At 68.6% G+C, this 20,203-nt stretch carries 18 protein-coding genes and 1 tRNA gene; 5 read left to right on the top strand and 14 right to left on the bottom strand.

All coding sequences use genetic code 11. From position 1 onward, the window contains the following. The first annotated feature begins 71 nt into the window (after nucleotides 1-71). On the top strand, nucleotides 72-569 hold the full coding sequence (locus TS85_RS16625) for a winged helix-turn-helix transcriptional regulator (RefSeq protein ID WP_044333753.1): 498 nt from the start codon (nucleotides 72-74) through the stop codon (nucleotides 567-569). A gap of 62 nt (nucleotides 570-631) precedes the next feature. Then, on the top strand, nucleotides 632-1,198 hold the full coding sequence (locus tag TS85_RS16620) for a hypothetical protein (RefSeq protein WP_155006456.1): 567 nt from the start codon (nucleotides 632-634) through the stop codon (nucleotides 1,196-1,198). Between the two features lie 10 nt (nucleotides 1,199-1,208). On the opposite strand, the gene TS85_RS16615 is transcribed toward TS85_RS16620, so the two are convergent. From TS85_RS16615 to TS85_RS16570, 10 genes are all read right to left on the bottom strand, one after another. Beyond that, nucleotides 1,209-1,282: transfer RNA gene (locus TS85_RS16615), tRNA-Gly, on the bottom strand. Nucleotides 1,283-1,377: 95 nt separating this feature from the next. After that, nucleotides 1,378-2,775, bottom strand: coding sequence for an alpha,alpha-trehalose-phosphate synthase (UDP-forming) (locus TS85_RS16610; RefSeq protein WP_044333748.1), 1,398 nt, complete (start codon nucleotides 2,773-2,775; stop codon nucleotides 1,378-1,380). Next, nucleotides 2,772-4,568 carry a glycoside hydrolase family 15 protein gene (locus TS85_RS16605; RefSeq protein WP_044336461.1) on the bottom strand — a complete coding sequence of 599 codons (1,797 nt, stop codon included), beginning with the start codon at nucleotides 4,566-4,568 and terminating at the stop codon, nucleotides 2,772-2,774. Before TS85_RS16605 ends, TS85_RS16610 begins: the two co-directional genes overlap by 4 nt. Beyond that, nucleotides 4,565-5,296, bottom strand: a complete 732-nt coding sequence (otsB, locus tag TS85_RS16600) for a trehalose-phosphatase (RefSeq protein WP_044333746.1) — start codon at nucleotides 5,294-5,296, stop codon at nucleotides 4,565-4,567. The genes TS85_RS16605 and otsB overlap by 4 nt, the downstream gene beginning before the upstream one ends. Before the next feature lie 174 nt (nucleotides 5,297-5,470). Beyond that, nucleotides 5,471-5,743 carry a hypothetical protein gene (locus TS85_RS16595; protein WP_407082082.1) on the bottom strand — a complete coding sequence of 91 codons (273 nt, stop codon included), beginning with the start codon at nucleotides 5,741-5,743 and terminating at the stop codon, nucleotides 5,471-5,473. A 243-nt stretch (nucleotides 5,744-5,986) separates the two neighbouring features. Beyond that, entirely contained in the window at nucleotides 5,987-6,811 is an 825-nt protein-coding gene (locus TS85_RS16590; RefSeq protein WP_044333744.1) for a TorF family putative porin, read from the bottom strand. 253 nt (nucleotides 6,812-7,064) lie between these two features. Beyond that, the gene (locus tag TS85_RS16585) at nucleotides 7,065-8,564 is read right to left on the bottom strand and encodes a SulP family inorganic anion transporter (protein WP_044333742.1); all 1,500 of its coding nucleotides are present in this window, start codon (nucleotides 8,562-8,564) and stop codon (nucleotides 7,065-7,067) included. Beyond that, on the bottom strand, nucleotides 8,561-9,256 hold the full coding sequence (locus TS85_RS16580; protein WP_044333741.1) for a carbonic anhydrase: 696 nt from the start codon (nucleotides 9,254-9,256) through the stop codon (nucleotides 8,561-8,563). Before TS85_RS16580 ends, TS85_RS16585 begins: the two co-directional genes overlap by 4 nt. Nucleotides 9,257-9,340: 84 nt before the next feature. Continuing rightward, complete coding sequence (locus TS85_RS16575) at nucleotides 9,341-10,666, bottom strand: ATP-binding protein (protein ID WP_044333740.1); 1,326 nt, start codon at nucleotides 10,664-10,666, stop codon at nucleotides 9,341-9,343. Beyond that, nucleotides 10,663-11,394, bottom strand: coding sequence for a response regulator transcription factor (locus tag TS85_RS16570; protein WP_044333739.1), 732 nt, complete (start codon nucleotides 11,392-11,394; stop codon nucleotides 10,663-10,665). The genes TS85_RS16575 and TS85_RS16570 overlap by 4 nt, the downstream gene beginning before the upstream one ends. Before the next feature lie 150 nt (nucleotides 11,395-11,544). Here TS85_RS16570 and TS85_RS16565 point away from each other — a divergent pair, with 150 nt between their 5' ends. Next, nucleotides 11,545-11,781, top strand: coding sequence for a hypothetical protein (locus TS85_RS16565; RefSeq protein ID WP_044333737.1), 237 nt, complete (start codon nucleotides 11,545-11,547; stop codon nucleotides 11,779-11,781). 49 nt (nucleotides 11,782-11,830) lie between these two features. On the opposite strand, the gene putA is transcribed toward TS85_RS16565, so the two are convergent. Continuing rightward, nucleotides 11,831-15,526: a trifunctional transcriptional regulator/proline dehydrogenase/L-glutamate gamma-semialdehyde dehydrogenase gene (gene putA / locus TS85_RS16560; protein WP_044333735.1), complete on the bottom strand. Its 3,696-nt coding sequence runs from the start codon at nucleotides 15,524-15,526 to the stop codon at nucleotides 11,831-11,833. Nucleotides 15,527-15,657: 131 nt separating this feature from the next. Between putA and TS85_RS16555 the strand changes: the two genes are divergently transcribed. Further along, on the top strand, nucleotides 15,658-16,125 hold the full coding sequence (locus TS85_RS16555) for an Lrp/AsnC family transcriptional regulator (RefSeq protein ID WP_044333733.1): 468 nt from the start codon (nucleotides 15,658-15,660) through the stop codon (nucleotides 16,123-16,125). Nucleotides 16,126-16,278: 153 nt separating this feature from the next. Here the strand turns inward: TS85_RS16555 and TS85_RS16550 are convergent, their stop codons facing one another. The 3 genes from TS85_RS16550 to TS85_RS16540 form a co-directional block, all read right to left on the bottom strand. After that, a complete protein-coding gene (locus TS85_RS16550) occupies nucleotides 16,279-17,163 on the bottom strand; it encodes a ThuA domain-containing protein (protein WP_077228664.1) in 885 nt (294 codons plus the stop codon). Nucleotides 17,164-17,229: 66 nt separating this feature from the next. Then, nucleotides 17,230-17,964 carry a S8 family peptidase gene (locus tag TS85_RS16545; RefSeq protein WP_044333732.1) on the bottom strand — a complete coding sequence of 245 codons (735 nt, stop codon included), beginning with the start codon at nucleotides 17,962-17,964 and terminating at the stop codon, nucleotides 17,230-17,232. A 71-nt stretch (nucleotides 17,965-18,035) separates the two neighbouring features. Continuing rightward, on the bottom strand, nucleotides 18,036-19,205 hold the full coding sequence (locus TS85_RS16540) for a serine hydrolase domain-containing protein (RefSeq protein ID WP_044333731.1): 1,170 nt from the start codon (nucleotides 19,203-19,205) through the stop codon (nucleotides 18,036-18,038). 54 nt (nucleotides 19,206-19,259) lie between these two features. Here TS85_RS16540 and TS85_RS16535 point away from each other — a divergent pair, with 54 nt between their 5' ends. After that, nucleotides 19,260-20,144 (top strand): LysR family transcriptional regulator, encoded by an 885-nt coding sequence (locus TS85_RS16535; RefSeq protein WP_044333730.1) that lies wholly within the window; start codon nucleotides 19,260-19,262, stop codon nucleotides 20,142-20,144. Nucleotides 20,145-20,203 lie beyond the last annotated feature (59 nt).

Genomic DNA, 20,203 nt, shown 5'->3' with positions numbered 1-20,203 from the left:
AGAAACTATTGCTGCGTTGCAAAATCTTAGCCCGTTCCGCCGGGCGGCAAAGTGCGTTAGGATCGCCGGCTATGGGTAATGGACTGCGAGAATCGCTGTGCGAGCTGGCCGCCGTCTGCAGCCTTCCGGCGGCGCTGGAGGCGATGGGCGAGCGCTGGTCTTTCCTGATCCTGCGCGGGTCGTTCAACGGGCTGCACCATTTCGAGGAGTTCCAGTCGGAGCTGGGGATTGCGCGCAACATCCTGGCCAATCGGCTCGCGCGGCTGGTGGGACACGGCATCCTCGTGCGGCAACCGTGCGAGGCGGATCGGCGGAAGGTCGAATACCGGCTGACCGACAAGGGCCATGCGCTGCTCCCGACGATGATCGCGCTGCGCCAATGGGGCGAACGCTGGGAGACCTGCGTCCCCGCATCGCCGATCCTGGTCGACGCGCGCGACCACAAGCCGATCGCGCAGATCGCGGTCCACGCGCATGACGGGAGGGTGCTGACCAAGGGCGACTTGCTCTGGGCGCTGCCGGACGAGGTGGTGCGCGATGCGGAGGTGCGGGACGAGGCGGCGGAGTAGCCGAACTTGCCGCGCCTGAGCAATTGTGGCAAAAATGTGCCGTCCCTCAGCGAGGCGGTACAATGGCATTGGGAATACGAGGCACCGCGCTCGGCGTTGTCGCCTTGGCCGCGATGAGCGGCTGTACCCTGGGCTCGCACGATCCGCTGATCGAACAGCCCGAGGTCGTGCCGGGCCTGCTCGACGGCCAATATCAGGGCTATACACTCACCGACCCTGCGGCGTCGCGACATAAGCCGTGGCGCGTGCGTCGGCGCTGCGTGTCGCCGGGTTATGTGTTCGACATTGCGGATTCGGATGACCGTCGGGTCCATCGGGTGCAGCCGATCTATTGCCCCGGTGACGATCGGGCGCCCGTGCCCATGCAGATCGTCCGCGATGGCCCGGGCTACCGGCTGACCGCACCCGACCAGCAACTACGCCTCGAATTCCAGCGGCTGCGGGCCGGTATCTATCTGATGCAGGTCGACGATGCGAAGCGCGGAGGGCTTCGCTACGGCTATGCACTGGCCCGCGAAGCCCCCGGTGGGATCGATCTGGCGCTGCTGCCCTGTGACAGCTTTCCCCACCTGGAATCGGTGCGCGAGACTTCTGCTTCCAACGTTACAAAGCTCTGCAGGGTGGCCTGAGATCGAAAGGTGGAGCGGGTAACGGGAATCGAACCCGTGTATTCAGCTTGGAAGGCTGCTGTACTACCATTGTACTATACCCGCCCGAGGACCGCCTGCGAGCGATGCGAGGCAAGCCCAGTGCCACGACCGGGCTTTCGGGGTCAACATCGACGTTGCGATTCTGCGGTGCGTTGACGTCAGAACGTCGCAATCGGCTCCCCCAGCGCGCCGCCGGCAAGCTGGCGGGTGAAGCGGTGCATCCACCACGCCACGTCCTGCCGCTCGATATTCGCCATCATCGCCCGCCAGCGCGACTGGCGTTCGGCGAGCGGCATCGCCAGCGCGGCGGCGATCGCATCGGCAATGTCCTCGGCGCTGTGCGGGTTGACGAGCAGCGCCTCGCGCAGCTGTTCCGCGGCGCCCGCGAAGCGCGACAGGATCAGCACGCCGGGGTCGTCGGGGTCCTGCGCCGCTACATATTCCTTCGCGACGAGATTCATCCCGTCGCGCAGCGGCGTCACCAGCCCGACTCGGGCGGCGCGATAGATGCCGGTGAGGCGCGCGTGCGGATAGCCCTGGTTCACGTAGCGGATCGGCACCCAATCGGCGGTGGCATAGGCGCCGTTGATCCGCCCCGACAGCGCCTCCAGCGTCGCGCGAATCTCCTGGTAGCTGCCGACATCGACGCGCGAGGGCGGGGCGATCTGGAGCAGGAAGACCTGCTCGTGCATCTCGGGGTGCGACGCGAGGAAGCGCTCATAGCCGAGAAAGCGTTCCTGCAACCCCTTCGAATAATCGAGCCGCTCGACTCCGACGATCATCGCGCGACCATCGGCGCTCTTGCGCATCGCGTCCTGCATCGTCAGCGCATCTTCGCTCTGCGCGACCTCGGCGAACGCGCGGGCGTCGATGCCGATCGGACAGACCATCGCGGTCACGCGCCGCCCCGCGACATGGAACGCGCCCTGAAGGTCGACCTCCAGCCCCAGCTCGCTGCGGACGTAATCGAGGAACGCCTCCATCGAATCGTGCGACTGGAAGCCGATCACGTCATAAGCGAACAGCGACTTCACGAGCTGCATATGGCTGGGCAAGGTGAGCAGCAGCCGGCGCGGCGGCCAGGGGATGTGGAGGAAAAAGCCGATGCGATTGGTGCATTCGCGTCGCCGCAGGCCCAGCCCGAGCGGGATCAGGTGATAGTCGTGCACCCACACCACGTCGTCGGGCTCGATCAGCGGGCGCAGCGTGTCGGCGAAGCGCGCATTGACTCGGGCATAGCCCCCCGCGAAGCTGCGCTCATATTCGGCCAGGTCGATGCGGTAATGGAACAGCGGCCACAGCGTGCGGTTGGCATAGCCGTTATAATATTCCTCGGTATCCTGCGGCTCGAGGTCGATCGTCGCGGTCGTCACGCCCTGGCTCGTCTGATAGTCGATCGCGCCGGTAAAGGTCTCGGTCTCCTCGCCCGACCAGCCGAACCACAGCCCGTCGGTCTCGCGCAGCGCCGCGGCGAGCGCGACGGCGAGCCCGCCCTGGTTGGCGGCGCCCTGGCGCGGCGGCGAAACCCGGTTCGAGACGACGATCAGGCGGCTCATCGGATCGCACTCCACGGCTTGCTGAGCATGCCCGCACAATTGATCAGCCCGACCAGCGAATAGGTTTGCGGGTAATTGCCCCATAATTCGCCGGTCAGCGGGTCGATATCCTCCGACAACAGCCCGGCGGCGGTGCGGCGCGACAGCATCTCCTCGAACAGGGCGCGCGCGTCGGTGAGGCGCCCGGTCGCGTGCAGCGCCTCGATCAGCCAGAAGGTGCAGACGTTGAACGCCGTCTCGGGGAGCCCGAAATCATCCTCGGTGGCATAGCGCAGCATGTGGCTGCCGCGCCGCAGCCCCTGTTCGACGGCCTCCAGCGTGCCGCGAAAGCGCGGGTCATCGGGGGGCAGGAAGCGCAGGTCGAGCAGCTGGATCAGGCTGGCGTCGAGATCGTCGCCGCCAAAGGTCGCGGACAGCCGCTGGGTGTCGGGGCGCCACGCCGACTGCTCGATCGTGGTGCGGATATGCCCCGCCCGATCGAGCCAGAATGCCGCGCGGGCGGCCAGTCCCAGCGCCTGCGCGGCATTGGCCAGCCGATCGCACGCGGCCCAGCACATCGCCACCGAATAGGTGTGGACATGGCTGCGCGTGCGCAATTCCCACAGCCCCGCATCGGGCTTGTCATGGACTTCCCAGGCGCGCTCGCCGATCGCCTCCAGCGCTTCGAAATCGGCGATGCCGCCGACGCGGAACAGCCGCTGGTCGAAAAAGCTCTGGGTGTTCGACAGGACGATCTGGCCATAGGCGTCGTGCTGGACCTGTTCATAGGCCTGGTTGCCAACGCGCACCGGCCTCATGCCGCGATAGCCGGTCAGCCCTGGCGCCTCGCGCTCCTCGATCCGCGCCTCGCCGCCGACGCCGTAGAGTGGCTGGATATGGCCGCCCTTCGCATTATCGATGATGTTGCGCAGATATTCGAGATAGCCTTCGAGCACGTCGAGCGCGCCCAGCCGGTTGAGCGCCTGGACGGTGTAATAGGCGTCCCTGATCCAGCAATAGCGATAGTCCCAGTTGCGCTGCGACCCCGCATGTTCGGGGATCGACGTGGTCAGCGCGGCGACGATCGCGCCGGTTTCCTCGTGCTGGCACAGCTTGAGCGTGATCGCGGCGCGGATCACTGCCGTCTGCCATTCGGGCGGCGTCGCCAGCCCGCGCACCCATTCGTGCCATTCCTGCTCGGTGCGATCCAGCATCGTGTCGAGCGCGGCGCGCAGATCGTCCGAAAAGCTCTCGTCCGGCCCGAGGAAGAAGTGGAGCGGGCGCTCGACGCGGAACAGCCGCTCGTCCTCGACCCAGCCGACCGGAGCCGTGGTGCTCAGCCGCAGCACGGCGCCAGCGAGCAGATAGCGGATATGGTTCGATCCGCGCGTCCTTTCGGCATCGGCCGCGCCCCAGTCGCGCGCGGGGCGCAGCCGGATGCGGATGCGCGGCGATCCGGCGACCGGGCGCACGATCCGCGCAAACGCCACCGGGCGGTACATCCGCCCGTTGCGGCGGAAGCGGGGGCAGAAATCGACGACTTCGATCGCATTGCCCGCGCCATCGGTGTGGCGCGTCACCAGGATCGGGGTGTTGCGCAGATAGTGTTGCTGGGTCTCGACGCAGTCCTCGAGATCGATTTCCCAAAAGCCGCGCGCGCCGTCGCCCGCACGCGGCGCGGCATCGAGCAGCGACGAGAAAGCGGGATCGCCGTCGACGCGGGGCGTGCAGCCCCAGACGAAGCGCCCGGCGCGGTCGACCAGCGCGGACACCTGGCAATTGCCGATCGGCCAGAGATCGAGCGTCGCGGTCATCGCGCCGCCTCGGCCAGCCATGCGCGGACCGCGACGGGATCGCGCAGCGCATAGCGGGCGGCTGTGTCGCGCGGGGGGCCGACCAATATGCCCGCGCCGCCCAGCGCGGCCACGGCTTCGAATGCGGGCTCGTCGGTCAGGTCGTCGCCGACGAACAACGGCACGGTGCCCATCATCTCCGGCCGCTCCATCAGCCGGCGCACGGCATCGCCCTTGTTGCCGCCGGGGACGCGCAGCTCGATCATCCGATTGCCGTCCTGAAGCTGGAGGTCGAGGGTGCGGGCGAGCTCGGCGGCCAGCGCCAGCCCGGGCTCCTCGGCGTCGGGCGCCATGCGATAGTGGAACACCACGCCATAGCTCTTCTCCTCGACCAGCGCGCCGGGGTGCTGCCCGGCGAGCGCGCCGAGGTCGCGCACGGCGCGGTCGAGCGTCGCGGGGCGTTCGGGCCGCGCCATCACGCCGGGCCAGCGATATTCGCCGCCATGGCTGCCCGACAGCGCCAGCGCCTCTGCGGCCGAGCCGAGGATCTCGTCGAGCTGCGCGAGCGAGCGCCCGCTGACCACCGCGACGCGCCCGTCGAGCCGCCTATCGAGCGCCGCGAGCAGACGCAGCAGCGCTGCATCGGCGACGACTGCGTCGGGGCGATCCATCAGCTCGATCAGCGTCCCGTCGACGTCGAGGAACAGGCTTGCGCCCTGGAGCAGCGACAGCGGCGGCTGAAGGAGCATATCGGTCTGGGCAGTAGAAATGGCTGACCCCCGGGGGATGGTTGAACGGCACGGCGCGGCAGGCTGCGGCGCGCTTGCGCGCGCGGCACCCGGTTAGGCAACGGGCCAGCCGTGCTGGGGTTCCGAGCGCGGTGCATGCGCATTGCGCTGCAACAAGATGCGCCGGAAGGAGGATCAGTCCAGGAGAATCGGGTGCTGTCCGCGCAGCTCGTCGAGTGCCGCCTCGATTGCGGCATTCTCGCCCGCGGTGCCGGCGGGCGCGATCGACCAGTTGCAATGCGGGTGGGTCGCGGGATCGTACAGCCGCACCGGGCCGATGACGAGCCGCCAACGCCGCTTGGTGCCGCCCCATTGGCGCAGCAGCGCTGTGACGAGGATATCCTGGAGATCGGCGCGGGTCATGCGCGCCTCTTCGCGGTTCGCGGCGCGAAGGTCCAGTGCGGCCAACCGTCGATGTAGAGCAAGCCCCCATATAGTAGGAGGGCATTCGGAGCACCAAAGGCGGTCATCCCAGCGAAGGCTGGGATCCCTTCACCCGCTCCGCTGGACCAACAAGCCCATAGCGAGCACCGAATGGATCCTGACTTTCGTCAGGATGACGGCCCAATTTGGCCCATGCGACACTCTTCCCCCCAACGAGGAAAGGACGCGCGATCCGGGGCCGGTCTGGGCCGGCCCCGGTGCGTGGGTTCAGAACGCGGCGGAGACCGAGAACACCGCCTTGCCCGACGAGATCGACGACCCATCCTTGGTCGAAGAGAAGTTCGGCAGCAGATAGCGCGACTGATCGCGGGTGATGTCGGTGCCGACATAGGCGACGCCGAGCACAAGCGGCCCGACGGCGACATCGGCGCCGATCAGGTAATCGAAATATTTGCCGGTCGGCGCGACGCTGGTGCCGTTGGGGCCGAGGCCGGGATTGCCGTCCGAATAGCCGAGATGCGCCTTGGCGGTGATCGGCGTGCCGGGAATGCCGGTGCTGACGTCGCCCCAGAGGTAGAGATTATCCTCGTTCTGGCCGCGGCTGTACGGCGTGTTGGAGAAATTGCCGAGTGCCTCCTGCTTGGGGGCATAGGCGACGCCGGCCAATGCGCTGACCGGGCCGAGGCTGCCCGAAACCTTGGCATAGAGTTCGGCGAAGTCGGTCTTGTCGGCGCCGCCGGGATACATGTACCAGGTCACCCCGACGTCGAGCGCAGTGCCTTCGCTCAGCGGCAGCTTGTAGCCGGCGATCAGGTCCAGCTCCATGCTGGCGCCGCCAAAGGTGCCCCAGCCGGCGAGGTTCGAACCCCAGATGCCGCCATAGATGCCGCGTTCGTGGCTGACGGTGATACCGCCCTGGATCGCCATTTCCTCGTCGGTCTGCGACACGCCGCGGAAACGATAATCGGAGACCAACGCGACCGAACCGGTGACGGTGACGGGTTCGGGTGGGGCGGTATCCTGCGCGCAGGCCGGAGTTGCGGCGGCAGCCATAGCGGCGGCAGCGAGGATGGCGACGGACTGGAACTTCATGGAACCCCCTTGTGCTGAATAGCGGTGGTCCCTGCCTGCTTCCCGCTGCCTCTGCCTCTTTGCGTACCGGGTCGGCACGTGGGCGAGATCAGTCGAGAGGCCTTTCGTCTATTCCCCGGATGCTTCCCGTTGCTTGCTGATCCGTAACGAAACATTGCTATAATCGCTGGCCGGAAAAGCGTTGCGGCGCCGACACACTTTCCGCGAGCGGAAAGGGTGCCGACGCCGCAATCGCGCGGGGGAGGGACCGCGATCAGTGGGCGAGGGCGGCAGTCTTGCCCGATGCGCCGAACACATCGACTTCGCCACCGGCTGCGCGACGCCGCGCCAGCCAGTCCTTGAGCAGCTCGGCACAGGTATGGTCGACCGAGCGGAGCCCTGCGACGTCGAGCCGCACCGGCGCGCCGCTGGGCACCGCGTCGAGAATGTCCGACAGCTTGGGCAGCGACAGGAAGGTCGCCCCGCCGGTGAGGCGGACGGTCTGGTGGAGGCCATCCTCCTCGCGGTTCACCTTCAGCCGCAGGTTGCGCAGGTTGGGGATCAGCTCCAACAGCGAGAGCGCGATACCGACCAGCACGCCGGTCAGAAGATCCTCTGCAACGACCAGCACCAGCGTCACGCCCCAGATCAACGCGGGCAGGATGCCGTAATATTTGAACAAATGCGTCGCATGGGTGAGGTTGACGAGGCGCCAGCCGGTGACGACGAGGACCGCGCCGAGCGCCGCCATCGGAATCTCGCGCAGGACGAACGGCAGCGCCGCGACCATGCCGAGGATCCACACGCCGTGGAGGATCGTCGACAGCCGCGTCGTCGCGCCCGCCTGGACGTTGGCCGAGCTGCGCACGATCACGCCGGTCATCGGCAGCGCGCCGGCAAAGCCGCAGAGCAAATTGCCGATGCCCTGCGCGCGCAGTTCCTTGTTATAGTTGGTGCGGACGCCGTCGTGCATCCGGTCGACCGCCGCCGCCGACAGCAAGGTCTCGGCGCTGGCGATAAAGGCAATGGCGAGCGCGGCACCGATCACCGCGGGATCGAGGAAGCGATTGGCGAAATCGGCGCCCGGCAGGTCGATCGCGCCCGCGATGTTCTCCGGCACCGTGACCTTTGCGACGTCGAGCCCCAGCAGAAGTGCGACGAGCGTCGCCGCAACCACGCCGAGCAGCGCGCCGGGGACGAGGCGCAGCGACTTGGGACGGAATTTCTCCCAGCCGAGCATCACGCCGATCGTCACCAGCGCGACGATGATCGCGAGTTCGGCGGCGGCGATGTCAGGCGACAGGCCGAGCAGGCGTCCGGGCATCGCCATCAGATTCTCGAGCCCGCTGGGCAGCGGCGTCGCGTCGAACATGACGTGGAACTGGCCGACGACGATCAGCACGCCGATCCCGGCGAGCATGCCGTGGACCACGGCGGGCGAAATCGCCCGGAACCATCCGCCGAGGCGGAAGATGCCCGACACGACCTGGATCGCGCCGGCGAGGATGAGGATGGGGCCCAGCGCCGACAGGCCCTGGTCGCGCACCAGTTCATAGACGATCACCGCAAGGCCCGCGGCGGGGCCGCTCACCTGGAGCGGCGAACCCGCCAGCGCACCGACGACGATGCCGCCGATGATGCCGGTGATGAGCCCCTTTTCGGGGGGCACGCCCGATGCGATCGCGATGCCCATGCAGAGGGGCATCGCGACCAGGAAGACGACGATCGAGGCCGTGAAATCACGGCCTGCGACGCTGGCCGACGGGAGTTTCACTCGGCGGCCTCCGCATAGGCGATGTCGGATGCGATCCGCTGTTCGGCCTTCAGCGCAACCGGCAGCGGCCGGTCCTCGCGCAGCGGCACGAACTTGCCGGTATTGCCGTCGAGCGCCAGGATCGCGCCCGCGCCGATATCGAAGAACCAGCCATGCAGCGCCAGTTCACCGCGCGCGATCGCAGTTGCGACCGAGGGGTGGGTGCGCAGGTGCGCAAGCTGGACGACGACGTTCTCAAGCGCGGCGGTGCGCACGGCCTCGCCATTCTCCAGCTCGGGATAGCCGTGACGGACGACGCATTCTGCGGCGTGGCTGTGGCGCAGCCAGGCGGCGACATTGGGCATGCCGTTCAGCATTTCCGGGTTCATCAGCGCCTTCATCGCGCCGCAGTCCGAATGACCGCAGATGATGATGTCGCGCACGCCCAGCGCCGAAACGGCATATTCGACGGTCGACGAGACGCCGCCATTCTGGGTCGTGAACGGGGGCACGATGTTCCCCGCATTGCGGCATACGAACAGGTCGCCGGGGTCGGCATGCATGATGTGTTCGGGGACCACGCGCGAATCCGCGCAGGAAATCATCAGCGCCTTGGGGCTTTGTCCGTGCGCGGCGAGCTTCGCGTACAGCGCGCCCTGGTCCGGAAAAACCCGCTTCTCGAAACTGAATACTCGGCCGATTAGCTCGTTCACAAGACTGCTCCTTCTGCGGCCCCGCGCAAAGCGGGTTGGGAACAGGAGATACGAACGACGCTTTGCGGCAGTGCAGCGGAAGCGTTACGAATGATTGCTCGGCAGCGGCAGGCAGATTTCGGCGCACAGCCCGCCTTCGGCGCGGTTGCTCAGCGTCAGAATCCCGTCATGCTCGGCGACCGAGCGGGTGACGATCGCGAGGCCGAGGCCCAGCCCGATCGTGTCGCGCGCACGCGCCGTGTCGAGCCGCACGAACGGCTCCAGCACCTTGGCGAGCTGGTCCTCGGGGATGCCCGGGCCGTCGTCCTCGACGCGGATGCGCACGGTGTCGTCGACCCGCGCCAGCGACAGCATGACGGTGTCGCCATGGTGGAGTGCATTCTCCACCAGGTTGACCAGCGCGCGCTTGATCGACGAGGGGCGCACCGCCAGTTCGAAATGCGACGGGCCGCGATAGCTGCCGTCGTGGCCGCGATCATGGATGTCGTCGCACAACGTCGCGCACAGCACCGCCAGGTCGATGACCACCGGCTTCTCGCTTTCCGCCTCGCCGCCCAGATAGGCGAGCAGCGACGATACCATCGCCTCCATCTCGGCCAGATCGCCTTCGATCGCGCCGCGCAGGCCGTCGTCGTCGATCCCGTCGGCGCGCAGCCGCAACCGGGCGAGCGGGGTGCGCAGGTCGTGGCCGACCGCGGCGAGTGCCTGGGTGCGATCGGCGATCAGCCGGTGGATGCGCGCGCGCATCCGGTTGAACGCGCTGATCACGCGCCGGACCTCGCTGGGGCCGCCCTCTGGCACTTCCTCCTCGCTGCCGCTGCCGACGCTGTCGGTCGCCTGCGCCAGCCTGCGCAGCGGCAGCAGCGTGCGCCGGACCGCCAGCCCGCCGATCAGCATCAGCGCGGCCGCCGGGATCATCGCCAGCAACACGCGCTCGATCACCAGATTGGGCTGGTGGATCGATTCCTGCGTGCTGAAATGCAGCCAGCTGCCGTCCGACAGCCGCAGCCCGCCGGTGGTGACCGCGTCGCGCCCCGGCGAGGCGAGGTTGAGCCGCAGATCGGCATTGGCCAGTTCGGGCTCCCACCCGATGATCTGCTGATACATCCGGTCGAGCGAGGGGGCGAGGCGGGGCGGCGGCAGAAGCTGCGGCGCCCAGCGCACCTGGTAGCGATTGGTGGTCAGCTCATGCGCCATTTCGGGGCGCTCGATCGGCGGGCGCTCCGCCACCAGCTTGCGCGAGATCACCAGATGCTCGGCAAGCCGCCGTGCCTCGTCATCCTGGAGCGAAAAATGGCTCGCGCGCTCGTAGAGCAGCGTCGACACGCCGAACTCCATGACCATCGCGAGCAGCAGGATCGCGAAGATTCGCCCGACCAGGCCGGCCGGCGCGTGGAGCCAGGGCTTCAATCGCGGACGACCGGCGCGCTCAGCATATAGCCGACGCCGCGCACCGTGACGATCGGCGCGGCGTTGCCTGCGCTCGACAGCTTGCGGCGCAGCCGGCTGACCAGCACGTCGATGCTGCGATCCGAACTGTCGCCCAGCCGGGTGCGCGACAGCTCGATCAGCCGCTCGCGCGCGATCACGCGGCCGCTATGGTCGCACAAGGTCACCAGCAGATCGAACTCGGCGCCGGTCAGGTCGACCACCGCGCCGGTGGGCGAAACCAGCTCGCGGCGCGGCATGTTCACGGTCCAGCCGTCGAACTTCAGCATGCCGCGCGGGCGATCCTGCGGCTGGCGCTCGACACCGCCGCGACGGAGCACCGCGCGCACCCGCGCGATCAGCTCGCGCGTGCCGAACGGCTTGGCGATATAATCGTCGGCGCCCAGTTCGAGCCCGATCACGCGATCGGTTTCGCTGCCCTTGGCGGAGATGAAGATGATCGGCACTTCGCTCTTCTGCCGGATCGCGCGGCACAGGTCGATCCCGTTGGTGCCGGGCAGCATGATGTCGAGCAGCACCAGGTCGGGCGGCCCCTGTTCCATCGCCAGCCACATCTCCGGCGCGGAGGCGGCGGGGCGGACGGTATAGCCATTTTCCTGAAGCGCGCGCGTCGTCAGCGTGCGCAGCGGCGGATCGTCCTCGACAAGGACGATCGTGGGGGAAACCGTTGCGTGATCGTAAGAATGCATTGCGCGATGAATTAGGGGGGTGCTCACGCATAATCAACGCACCGGCGGGGGCGAACGATCCCGGAAACAATTTGTCATGGCGGCGCCAAGGGCGAGAAAGCTTGCCTCCCTAGCTCGGCGTCTCGGGATTTTCCCGCAGGAGACTCCGCAATGATCCGTCTTTTCGCCGCCGCCGCACTGGTTGCCGCAGCCGCAACGCCCGCCCTCGCCCAGGACCGCGCACACGGCCCGCTCCAGGTCAGCGAAGCGCTGAAGGCCGGCTGCTCGGTGCAGCAGGTCCATGTTCCCGCCGGCAAGATCGGCACCGCTCCGGCGATCGTCCGCTGTGATGCGGCTACCCAGCTCGCGCGCGCAGACCGCGCAACGAAGCCCACCGGCACCAACTAACGGTGTCGGTCTGCGTCCGGGCATCCCCCCCGCCCGGACGCAGCATTGCTCAAGCCAGCGCCATCAGGCTGGCGTTCCCGCCCGCCGCGGTGGTGTTGATCGACGTCGAGACTTCCTCGACCAGCCATTCCAGCACATAGCCATTGCCCGCCGCCAGCGCCGTGCTGCTGCGCGCCTGTAGCGGGACGATCGCGCCGTCGCGGGCCGCAAGCGCCTGCGCCGCCGCGCGCACCGCATCGGAATCGCCTTCCACCAGCGCCGCGGCGATTCCGGGCGCCGCCAGCGGGTCCGCCGCCCATTCGATCCGCGCCGCCACGGCGTCGTCCAGCCCGGACAGCCATGCGCGCGGGGCGCCGGTCACGGCGCTGTTCCCCGTCGCGAGCACGGCGTCCAGCTGGCGCCGCAGCCCCGGTTCGGTCGCGGCGACCAGCGCGATCCGCCCGCGGGGATGGAGCGCATAGAGGTTGCGCTCGCCGACCGGGCCGGGGAGTTCGGTTTCCAGCCCCAGCCGGGACTGGCTGATCACCCGTCGCACGGCGTCCGCCGGTTCGGGGGGCGATTGCATCGGGTGAAACCCATTGTCATCCTGACGAAAGTCAGGATCCATTCGGGGCTCGGCCTGCGCTTCTTCGTCCAGCGGAGTGGCTGAATGGATCCCAGCCTTCGCTGGGATGACGGCGCTTAGAGGTCCTGGCTGCGCTATGCGATTGCCCTGCGCCACCAGCCGCGTCAGATAGAGCGGCCCGCCCGCCTTCGGCCCCGTGCCCGACAGCCCGCGCCCGCCGAACGGCTGGACCCCGACGACTGCGCCGATGACGTTGCGATTGACGTAGAGATTGCCCGCGCGCACCCGCTGCGTGACCCGCGCCACGGTCGCGTCGAGCCGGGTGTGCAGCCCGAAGGTGAGGCCATAGCCGGTCGCGTTGACTGCATCGACCAGCGCATCCAGGTCGCGCGCGGCATAGCGGATCACGTGCAGCACCGGGCCGAACACCTCGCGCTTCAATTCGGCGATCGATCCGATCTCGATCAGCGTCGGCGCGACGAAGGTGCCGGTGTCGGTCTCCGGCTCCAGCGGCGTCTGTTCGACCCGGTGCCCCGCCGCGCGCATCGCATCGATATGCGCGGCGATCGTCGCGCGGGCGTCCTCGGTGATCACCGGGCCGACATCGACTGCCAGCCGCGCGGGCGATCCGACGCGCAACTCGCGCATCGCCCCGCGCAGCATCGCCAGCGTCCGGTCGGCAACCTCCTCCTGCACGCACAACAGCCGCAGCGCCGAGCAACGCTGGCCCGCGCTGTCGAACGCCGAGGCGAGCACGTCGGCCACTACTTGTTCGGTCAGCGCCGACGAATCGACGATCATCGCATTCTGCCCGCCGGTCTCGGCGATCAGGGGGATGGGCTGGCCATCGGCGGAGACGCGCGTGGCGAGCTGGCGCTGGATCAGCCGTGCGACGTCGGTCGAGCCGGTGAACATCACCCCGGCGGTCTGTGGCGCCGCGACCAAAGCCGCGCCGATGCTGCCGTCGCCGGGGACGAGCTGGAGCGCGTGCGCCGGAACGCCTGCCGCATGGAGGATGCGGACCGCCTCGGCGGCGATCAGCGGGGTTTCCTCGGCGGGCTTGGCGAGCACCGGATTGCCCGCCGCGAGCGCCGCTGCGACCTGTCCGGTGAAGATCGCCAGCGGGAAGTTCCATGGGCTGATGCACACCACCGGCCCCAAAGGCGTGGCGTCGGCCAATATCCGCCGCGCCTCGGCAGCGTAATAGCGGAGGAAATCGACCCCCTCGCGCACTTCGGCGATGGCGTTGGCGGCGGATTTGCCCGCCTCGCGGATCAGCAGCCCGATCAGCACCGGCATCCGCGCCTCCAGCGCCTCCGCCGCACGCTCCAGCATCGCCGCGCGGTCCTCGACCGGCGTCGCCGCCCAGTCCGACGCGGCTGCGCGCGTCGCGGCAGCCTGTGCAGGTTCCGGCGCCATGTCATAGACAATGCCCACCACGTCGCGGTGATCGGCGGGGTTGAGCACCGCGCGGGCGGTACCCTGCGCCCCCGCCTGCCACGCCTGCGCCGCGCTGTCCGCCAGCGCCTCGCTGAGCGCCGCCAGCACCGCCTCGCTCGCCAGGTCCATGCCGGTCGAATTGCGCCGCGCGCCCAGGATCCGCGCGGGCAGCGCGATCGCGTCGTGCGGCGCCCCCGGCACCGGCATCGCGCGCACGGCCTCCGCCGGATCGGCGATCAGCGTGCCGACCGACACATCGGGGTCGGCGATGCGGTTGACGAAGGACGAATTGGCGCCGTTTTCGAGCAGGCGGCGGACGAGATAGGCGAGCAACGTCTCGGTCGTGCCCACCGGCGCATAGATGCGGCAGGGGCGGTTCAGCCTGTCGGCACCGACGACCTGGTCGTACAGCGGCTCGCCCATACCGTGCAGGCATTGGAACTCATAGTCGCCGATCGCGAAATCGGGCCCGGCAAGCTGGTAGATCGTCGCCAGCGTCTGCGCATTATGCGTCGCGAATTGCGGGAACACCGCGTCGCGCGCCGCCAGCAGCTTCCGCGCGCAGGCGATGTACGAGACATCGGTATAAAGCTTGCGCGTGAACACCGGATAATCGCTCAGCCCGTCGACCTGCGCGCGCTTGATCTCGGCATCCCAATAGGCGCCCTTGACCAGCCGCACCATGATCCGCCGCCCGGTGCGCCGCGCCAGCGCGACGATCCAGTCGAGCACCAGCGGGCAGCGCTTGCCATAGGCCTGGACGACGAAGCCCAGCCCGTCCCACTCGCCCAGCGCCGGGTCCTCGGCCAGCGACTGGAGCAGGTCGAGCGACAGCTCGAGCCGGTCGGCCTCCTCGGCATCGATGTTGAACCCGATGCCATAGCCGCGCGCCTGGAGCGCCAATGCGCGGACGCGGGGGAGGAGTTCGGCCATCACGCGGGCGCCCTGCGCGCGGCTGTAGCGTGGGTGGAGCGCGGACAGCTTGATCGAGATGCCGGGGCCTGCGTAGATGCCGCGTCCCGCCGACGCCTTGCCGATCGCGTCGATCGCGCGCTGATAGTCGGCGAGATAGCGCGCGGCGTCCTCGGCGGTGGCGGCCGCTTCGCCGAGCATGTCATAGGAATAGCCGAATCCGCGCGCCTCGAGCGGCGCGGCGCGGCGCAGCGCCTCCTCGATCGTCTGGCCGGTGACGAACTGCTCGCCCATCATCCGCATCGCGATGTCGACCCCGCGCCGGATCACCGGCGCCCCGACCCGCGCGACCATGCGCGTGAGCGCGGCGGACAGCCCTTCGTCATCGGCGCTGTCGGCGAGCTTGCCGGTGACGACCAGCCCCCAGGTCGCGGCGTTGACGAACAGCGACCGGCCCTCGCCCAGATGCGCCGCCCAGTCGCCCCCCGCCAGCTTGTCGCGGATCAGCGCGTCGCGGGTGGCGGTGTCGGGGATGCGCAGCAGCGCCTCGGCAAGGCACATCAGCGCGACGCCCTCCTGGCTGCTCAGCGCATATTCCTGGACCAGCGCCTGCACCCCCGCCGGGGGCCGCCCGCTGCGCAGCCCCTCGATCAGCGTGCGCGCAGTCTCGGCGACGCGCGCGCGCAGCGCGGGGGGCAAGGTCGCCGCCTCGACCAGCGGGGGGACGCAGACCGGCTCGGGCAGCCGCGCGGCGGCGGTGATCGCGGCGCGGGCCGGATCGGCGGGGCGGATCGCGGGGGCGAAATCGGCAAAGGGGTTTGCGGTCACAGGCGGCCTCGAAAGCGGGAAGGGGCTTTCCGCATTCTTAGCAAAGGCGCGCGCGGCGATCCGACCATTGATCGGCGATTGGGTTCGTGAAAGAACCGATCTTCGGCCTATTCATAGAGAAAACACGCAGCATGAAGCCAGAACCCAGTGCTTTGGACCGTTTCGACCGGGCGATCCTCGATGCGCTGGCGGAGGATGGCCGAATGACCGTCACCGATCTCGCCGCGCGGGTGGGGCTGTCCAAGACCCCCGCGCAGGTCCGGCTGCGGCGGTTGATCGACGACGGCTTCATCCTGGGGTTTCGCGCGGTGATCGACCCCGTCAAGCTCGGACTCGACCATGTCGCCTTTACCGAGGTCAAGCTGTCCGACACGCGTGAGGCGGCGCTGCGCGCGTTCAACGCGGCGGTGCGGAAAATCCCCGAAGTCGAGGAATGCCACATGATCGCGAGCAGCTTCGACTATCTGCTCAAGGTCCGCACCTCGGACATCCGCCGCTATCGCTATGTGCTGGGCGAGAAGATCTCGGGCCTGCCGCATGTCGCCAGCACCTCGACCTTCGTCGCGATGGAAACCGTGCTCGACGGGCGCAAGGGATAGGGGGCGATTGTTTGGAAATTCGCGAAAGAGCGAATTTCAGGCGGCACCGGCCCGCTCCCCCGCCCGGCCACCCGACGACAATATTCTATGGGTGGCCGGGCGGGGGAGCGGGCTGGTGCCGCCAAATGCGCCACGGCGCATTTCAAACAAACTTCAGCAGCGCTGGCGCTTCGCCACGGCGGCCCAGTCGAGCGCGTTGCCGATCATCCGCAGGTGCAGCGGCTCGCCATAGGTCTCCGCCTTGTGCCCCAGCGCCGAGAAGACCATCCGGCCGCGCCCGATGCAGCGCGTCCACATTATCGGGTGCTGCGCGCCCATCCGCTGGTTGGGGACGGGTTCGTAGCTGTCTTCGTCCAGCCAGGCGAGGATGCGCGTCTGCGCCCCGCTCGGCACGCGGTCGAACGCATACCATTCCTCTTCGCGCGTCCAGGCGGCGGGCAGCCCCTTCAGGATCGGGTGGCCCGGCTCGGCAAGATGGATCGTGCCCTGCTGGAACTGCTTGGGCCGCGCGGTGTGGCCCATGAACACCGCGCCGATCAGCGACTCCTGATACCATTTCCACGCATAATCATGGTCGCCACCCGCGCCGTGCAGCGCCACCAGCCCGCCGCCGCGCTCCAGCCAGCCGCGAAAGGCGGCGCGCTGGGCCTCGGTGAAGATGTCGCCGCTGGTGCTGTTGAGGACGATCACGTCGAACTTGGCGAGCTGGGCGGGGTTGGACACGGCGGCGTTCTCGGTCACGAACACGTCCCACCCGCGCGCGCGGACAAGGGCGGCGAGCGCGGCGTTGGCGGTGCGGATCTGCGGATCGTCGCGAAAGCCGTTGGTCTTGGACAGGACGAGCACCGCGTGGCGCGCCTTGAACGCCGGGAGCGTCGGCGGGACCGTATCGACCACGGGGGTCGGCCAGTTGCGCGGGTCCTTGACATAGGGCGCGGGGACCTGCGGTGCCGCCTGGGCCTGCGCGGCGACGGGCATGGCCATCGCCATCAGCATCGCACCCGCAATCGCCATCCTGCTCGCCCGATCGCTGCGCATCGCTCTCTCCCGTCTGGTATTACTATTGAGGCACCCCTAGCGCGAAAGCCGCGACCGCCGCCAGCCTCAGTTCGCGGCAGTGGCGCGCCGGGCCAGCAATTGCGCGGTCTCGAACGGCGTCGCGAACGAGGTGCCGGTTACGGTCACGGCACGCCCGTCGGCGGTCATCGTGGCGACATGCACCCCGCGCTGCCAGGCGTAGTTATAGCCGACCGGCGCCGCATCGGGGCGGTTGGTGCCGCGCCACACCTTGCCCTCGCCGTCGATCGCGCCGACCAGCACTGCGCTGGGATAGGCGGCGCGCGCGGGGCCTAGGTTCGAGGGGTGGTCGAGGCCTTGATTGCCCGCCGCGAGGATCACCGGGATTCCCGCCGCCCCCGCGTCGCGGATCGCCGCGGTGATCGCCGGATCGCGGTCGAGCGCGAGCGAGATGTTGATCGCATCCACCTTCAGCGCGGTCGCCCGGCGGATCGCGGCGACGATCGGCGCGGCGTCGGGCTGGCAGGGCGGGCTGGCGGCGGCGGGGCAGCCCGCGGGGTCGTCGATTCGGAACGACACGATGTCCACCTGCCGGTTCGCGGCGCGGGCCAGGATCGTGGCGACCATCGTGCCATGGTCGTAGCGCGGCTGGAAGGCGGAGCGGTTCGAGGCCATGTCATATTCGGCGCTGACCAAAGGCGCGAGTTCGGCGGTGCGCGCGACGCCGCTGTCGATGATCGCGACGCGCGGCAGCGGGGCGACCGGCTCGGCGGGCGAGGCCGCGCACAGCAACGCGGCAAAGGGCACCAGCAACGACTTCACGCGACCCCCCGGTCAAAGCGACGATACCGCCATACTGACCGAAACCCAGAGGGTTACAAGGGCGTCAGCCGCTATTTGCGACGGGCCGAAAGCGTCTCCTCCACGGTGCTGAACGCCGAATGCGCGCCCGGCGCATCGGGCACGTCGGTCGCGAAATAGGCGACGCCGCTGCCCGCCGCGCGATCGATCCACAGCCCCGATTTCAGCCCATAGGCCTCGCCGGCATGTCCGATCCGCGCACGCCCGTCGCCGAACGGATCGTCGCGGCATCCTGCCCGCTGCGTCGGCAGGAACGTCACTGCGAGGCCATAGCTACAATAGAATCCGTCGATCGTGTCGCCATTGCTGCCGTTGAAGGTCCAGAGCGGCGTCTCCAGCAGCCGCACCGATGCCGGGCGCAACAGCCGCACGCCATCGACCTTCCCGTCGCCGAGCAGCATCCGCCCGATTCGCGCCAGCGCCCGCGCGGAAATGCGCAGCCCGCCCTGCGGCGAAAAGATCGCGCCATTCGCGCCCGCGCGCCAGGTCGACAGGTCGCAACTCCCGTCGCTGGCCGGGGTGACGGGGCAGGGCGGCGGGGCGCCGTGATGATCGTCCTTGGTCGGCGTGCCCGCGCGATAGATCACCACTGCGCGCGCCGCGACCGGCGCGGGGCACGCCGCCCAATTGTAGCAGCCCGCAATCCCCAAAGGCGCGAGCACCAGCCGGTCCATCAGCCGGTCGAACCGCTCGCCCGTGGCGCGCTCCATCACCGCCGCGACCACCGGGAAGTTGAAGTTGGTGTAGCGGAAATACGCACCCGGCGCGTGCGCCGCATCCCACGCACGCGGGTCGGCCAGCACGCCGCGCATGTCGGCGTCGAGTGGCAGGACATAATCGAGCGTGTCGGTCAGGCTCGACCGGTGCGAGAGCAGCAGCCGCAGCGTGATCGGCATTTCGGGAAAGGCCGGGTTGCGCAACCGCCAGCCGAGCAGCGCCGAGACATCGGCGTCGAGATCGAGCTTCCCCGCCTCGACCAGCCGCAGCACCGCGATTCCCGTGACGAGTTTCGAGATCGATGCGACTCGCACTGGATCGTCCGCCGTCACTGCGCGGTTCGCGGCGGCATCGGCAAGGCCCTCGGCAATCACCGATGTCTCGCCGCGCCGATCGAACGCGACGCGCACCGTGGCGACCGGTGGGGCGACCGGCTGGGGTGCGGTTTGCGGGAGCGCGGCGAGCAGCAGGGCGGGGAGCAGCATCGCGCAATCCTGCCCGGCGCTTCCCCTTTTCGCAAACCGCGATAGGTTGGGGGCATGAACCTGCGTCACATCGAGATATTCCACGCGGTCTATGTCAACGGATCGGTAAGCGGCGCGGCGCGTGCGCTCAATGTGTCACAGCCTTCGGTGTCGAAGATGCTGCGCCACGCCGAATCGCTGCTGGGCTTCCAGTTGTTTCAGCGCACCAATGGCCGGCTGGTGCCGACCGAGGACGCGCATGTCCTCTTCACCGAAGTCGCCGAGATCCAGGACCGCGTCTATGCGCTGCGCGAGGCGGGGAAGAACCTGCGGCGTGGCGCGGGGGGCATGCTGCGCGTGTCCGCGCTGCCCTCGCTCGCGCTCCAGATGCTGCCGATCGCAGTGGCGCGCTTCCTGCGCACCCACCAGAATGTCCAGTTCGACCTCCAGACGGTCCATCACGACGACATGCTGCGGAAACTGTTCGAGCGCGAGACCGATATCGCCATCGCCTATGAAGTCCCCCCGACCGCGCCGATCGACGACCTCGCGCTGGGCGAAGGCGAACTGGTGGTGCTCTACCGCGAACAGGACATGCCGGGCGCCCCGCCGCGCGTCGAGCTGGAGTGCCTGCGCGGGCAACGCTTCATCAGCCTGGCGACCAGCGGCCCGATGGGGCAGCTCTTCCTCCAGGAGGTCCAGCGCCAGAATGTCGAGCTGGACGACGTCGTCCTCGCCCGCACCTTCTACATCGCCGCCGCCTTGGTGCAGCAGGGGGTGGGGATGACCGTGGTCGACAATTTCACCGCGCAGGCATCGCTCGTCCCCGGCCTGTCGATGCGCCCGCTCAAGCCGTCGCTGACCTTCGGCGTCCACGCGCTGTTCCTCCACAACCGCCCGCTGACCGCACTCGCCACCGATTTCCTCAAGACGCTGCGGACGGTGATCGATGTGCCGTGAATCCCCATAACATTGGGCTATGGCGCGACGCGCACACGCTATGCGCAGAGTTTTCGATC

It is taken from the genome of Sphingomonas hengshuiensis, from assembly GCF_000935025.1.
Taxonomy (GTDB): domain Bacteria; phylum Pseudomonadota; class Alphaproteobacteria; order Sphingomonadales; family Sphingomonadaceae; genus Sphingomonas; species Sphingomonas hengshuiensis.
Note: the sequence above shows the minus strand (reverse complement) of the source record. Positions and strands in the feature narration are given on the sequence as shown.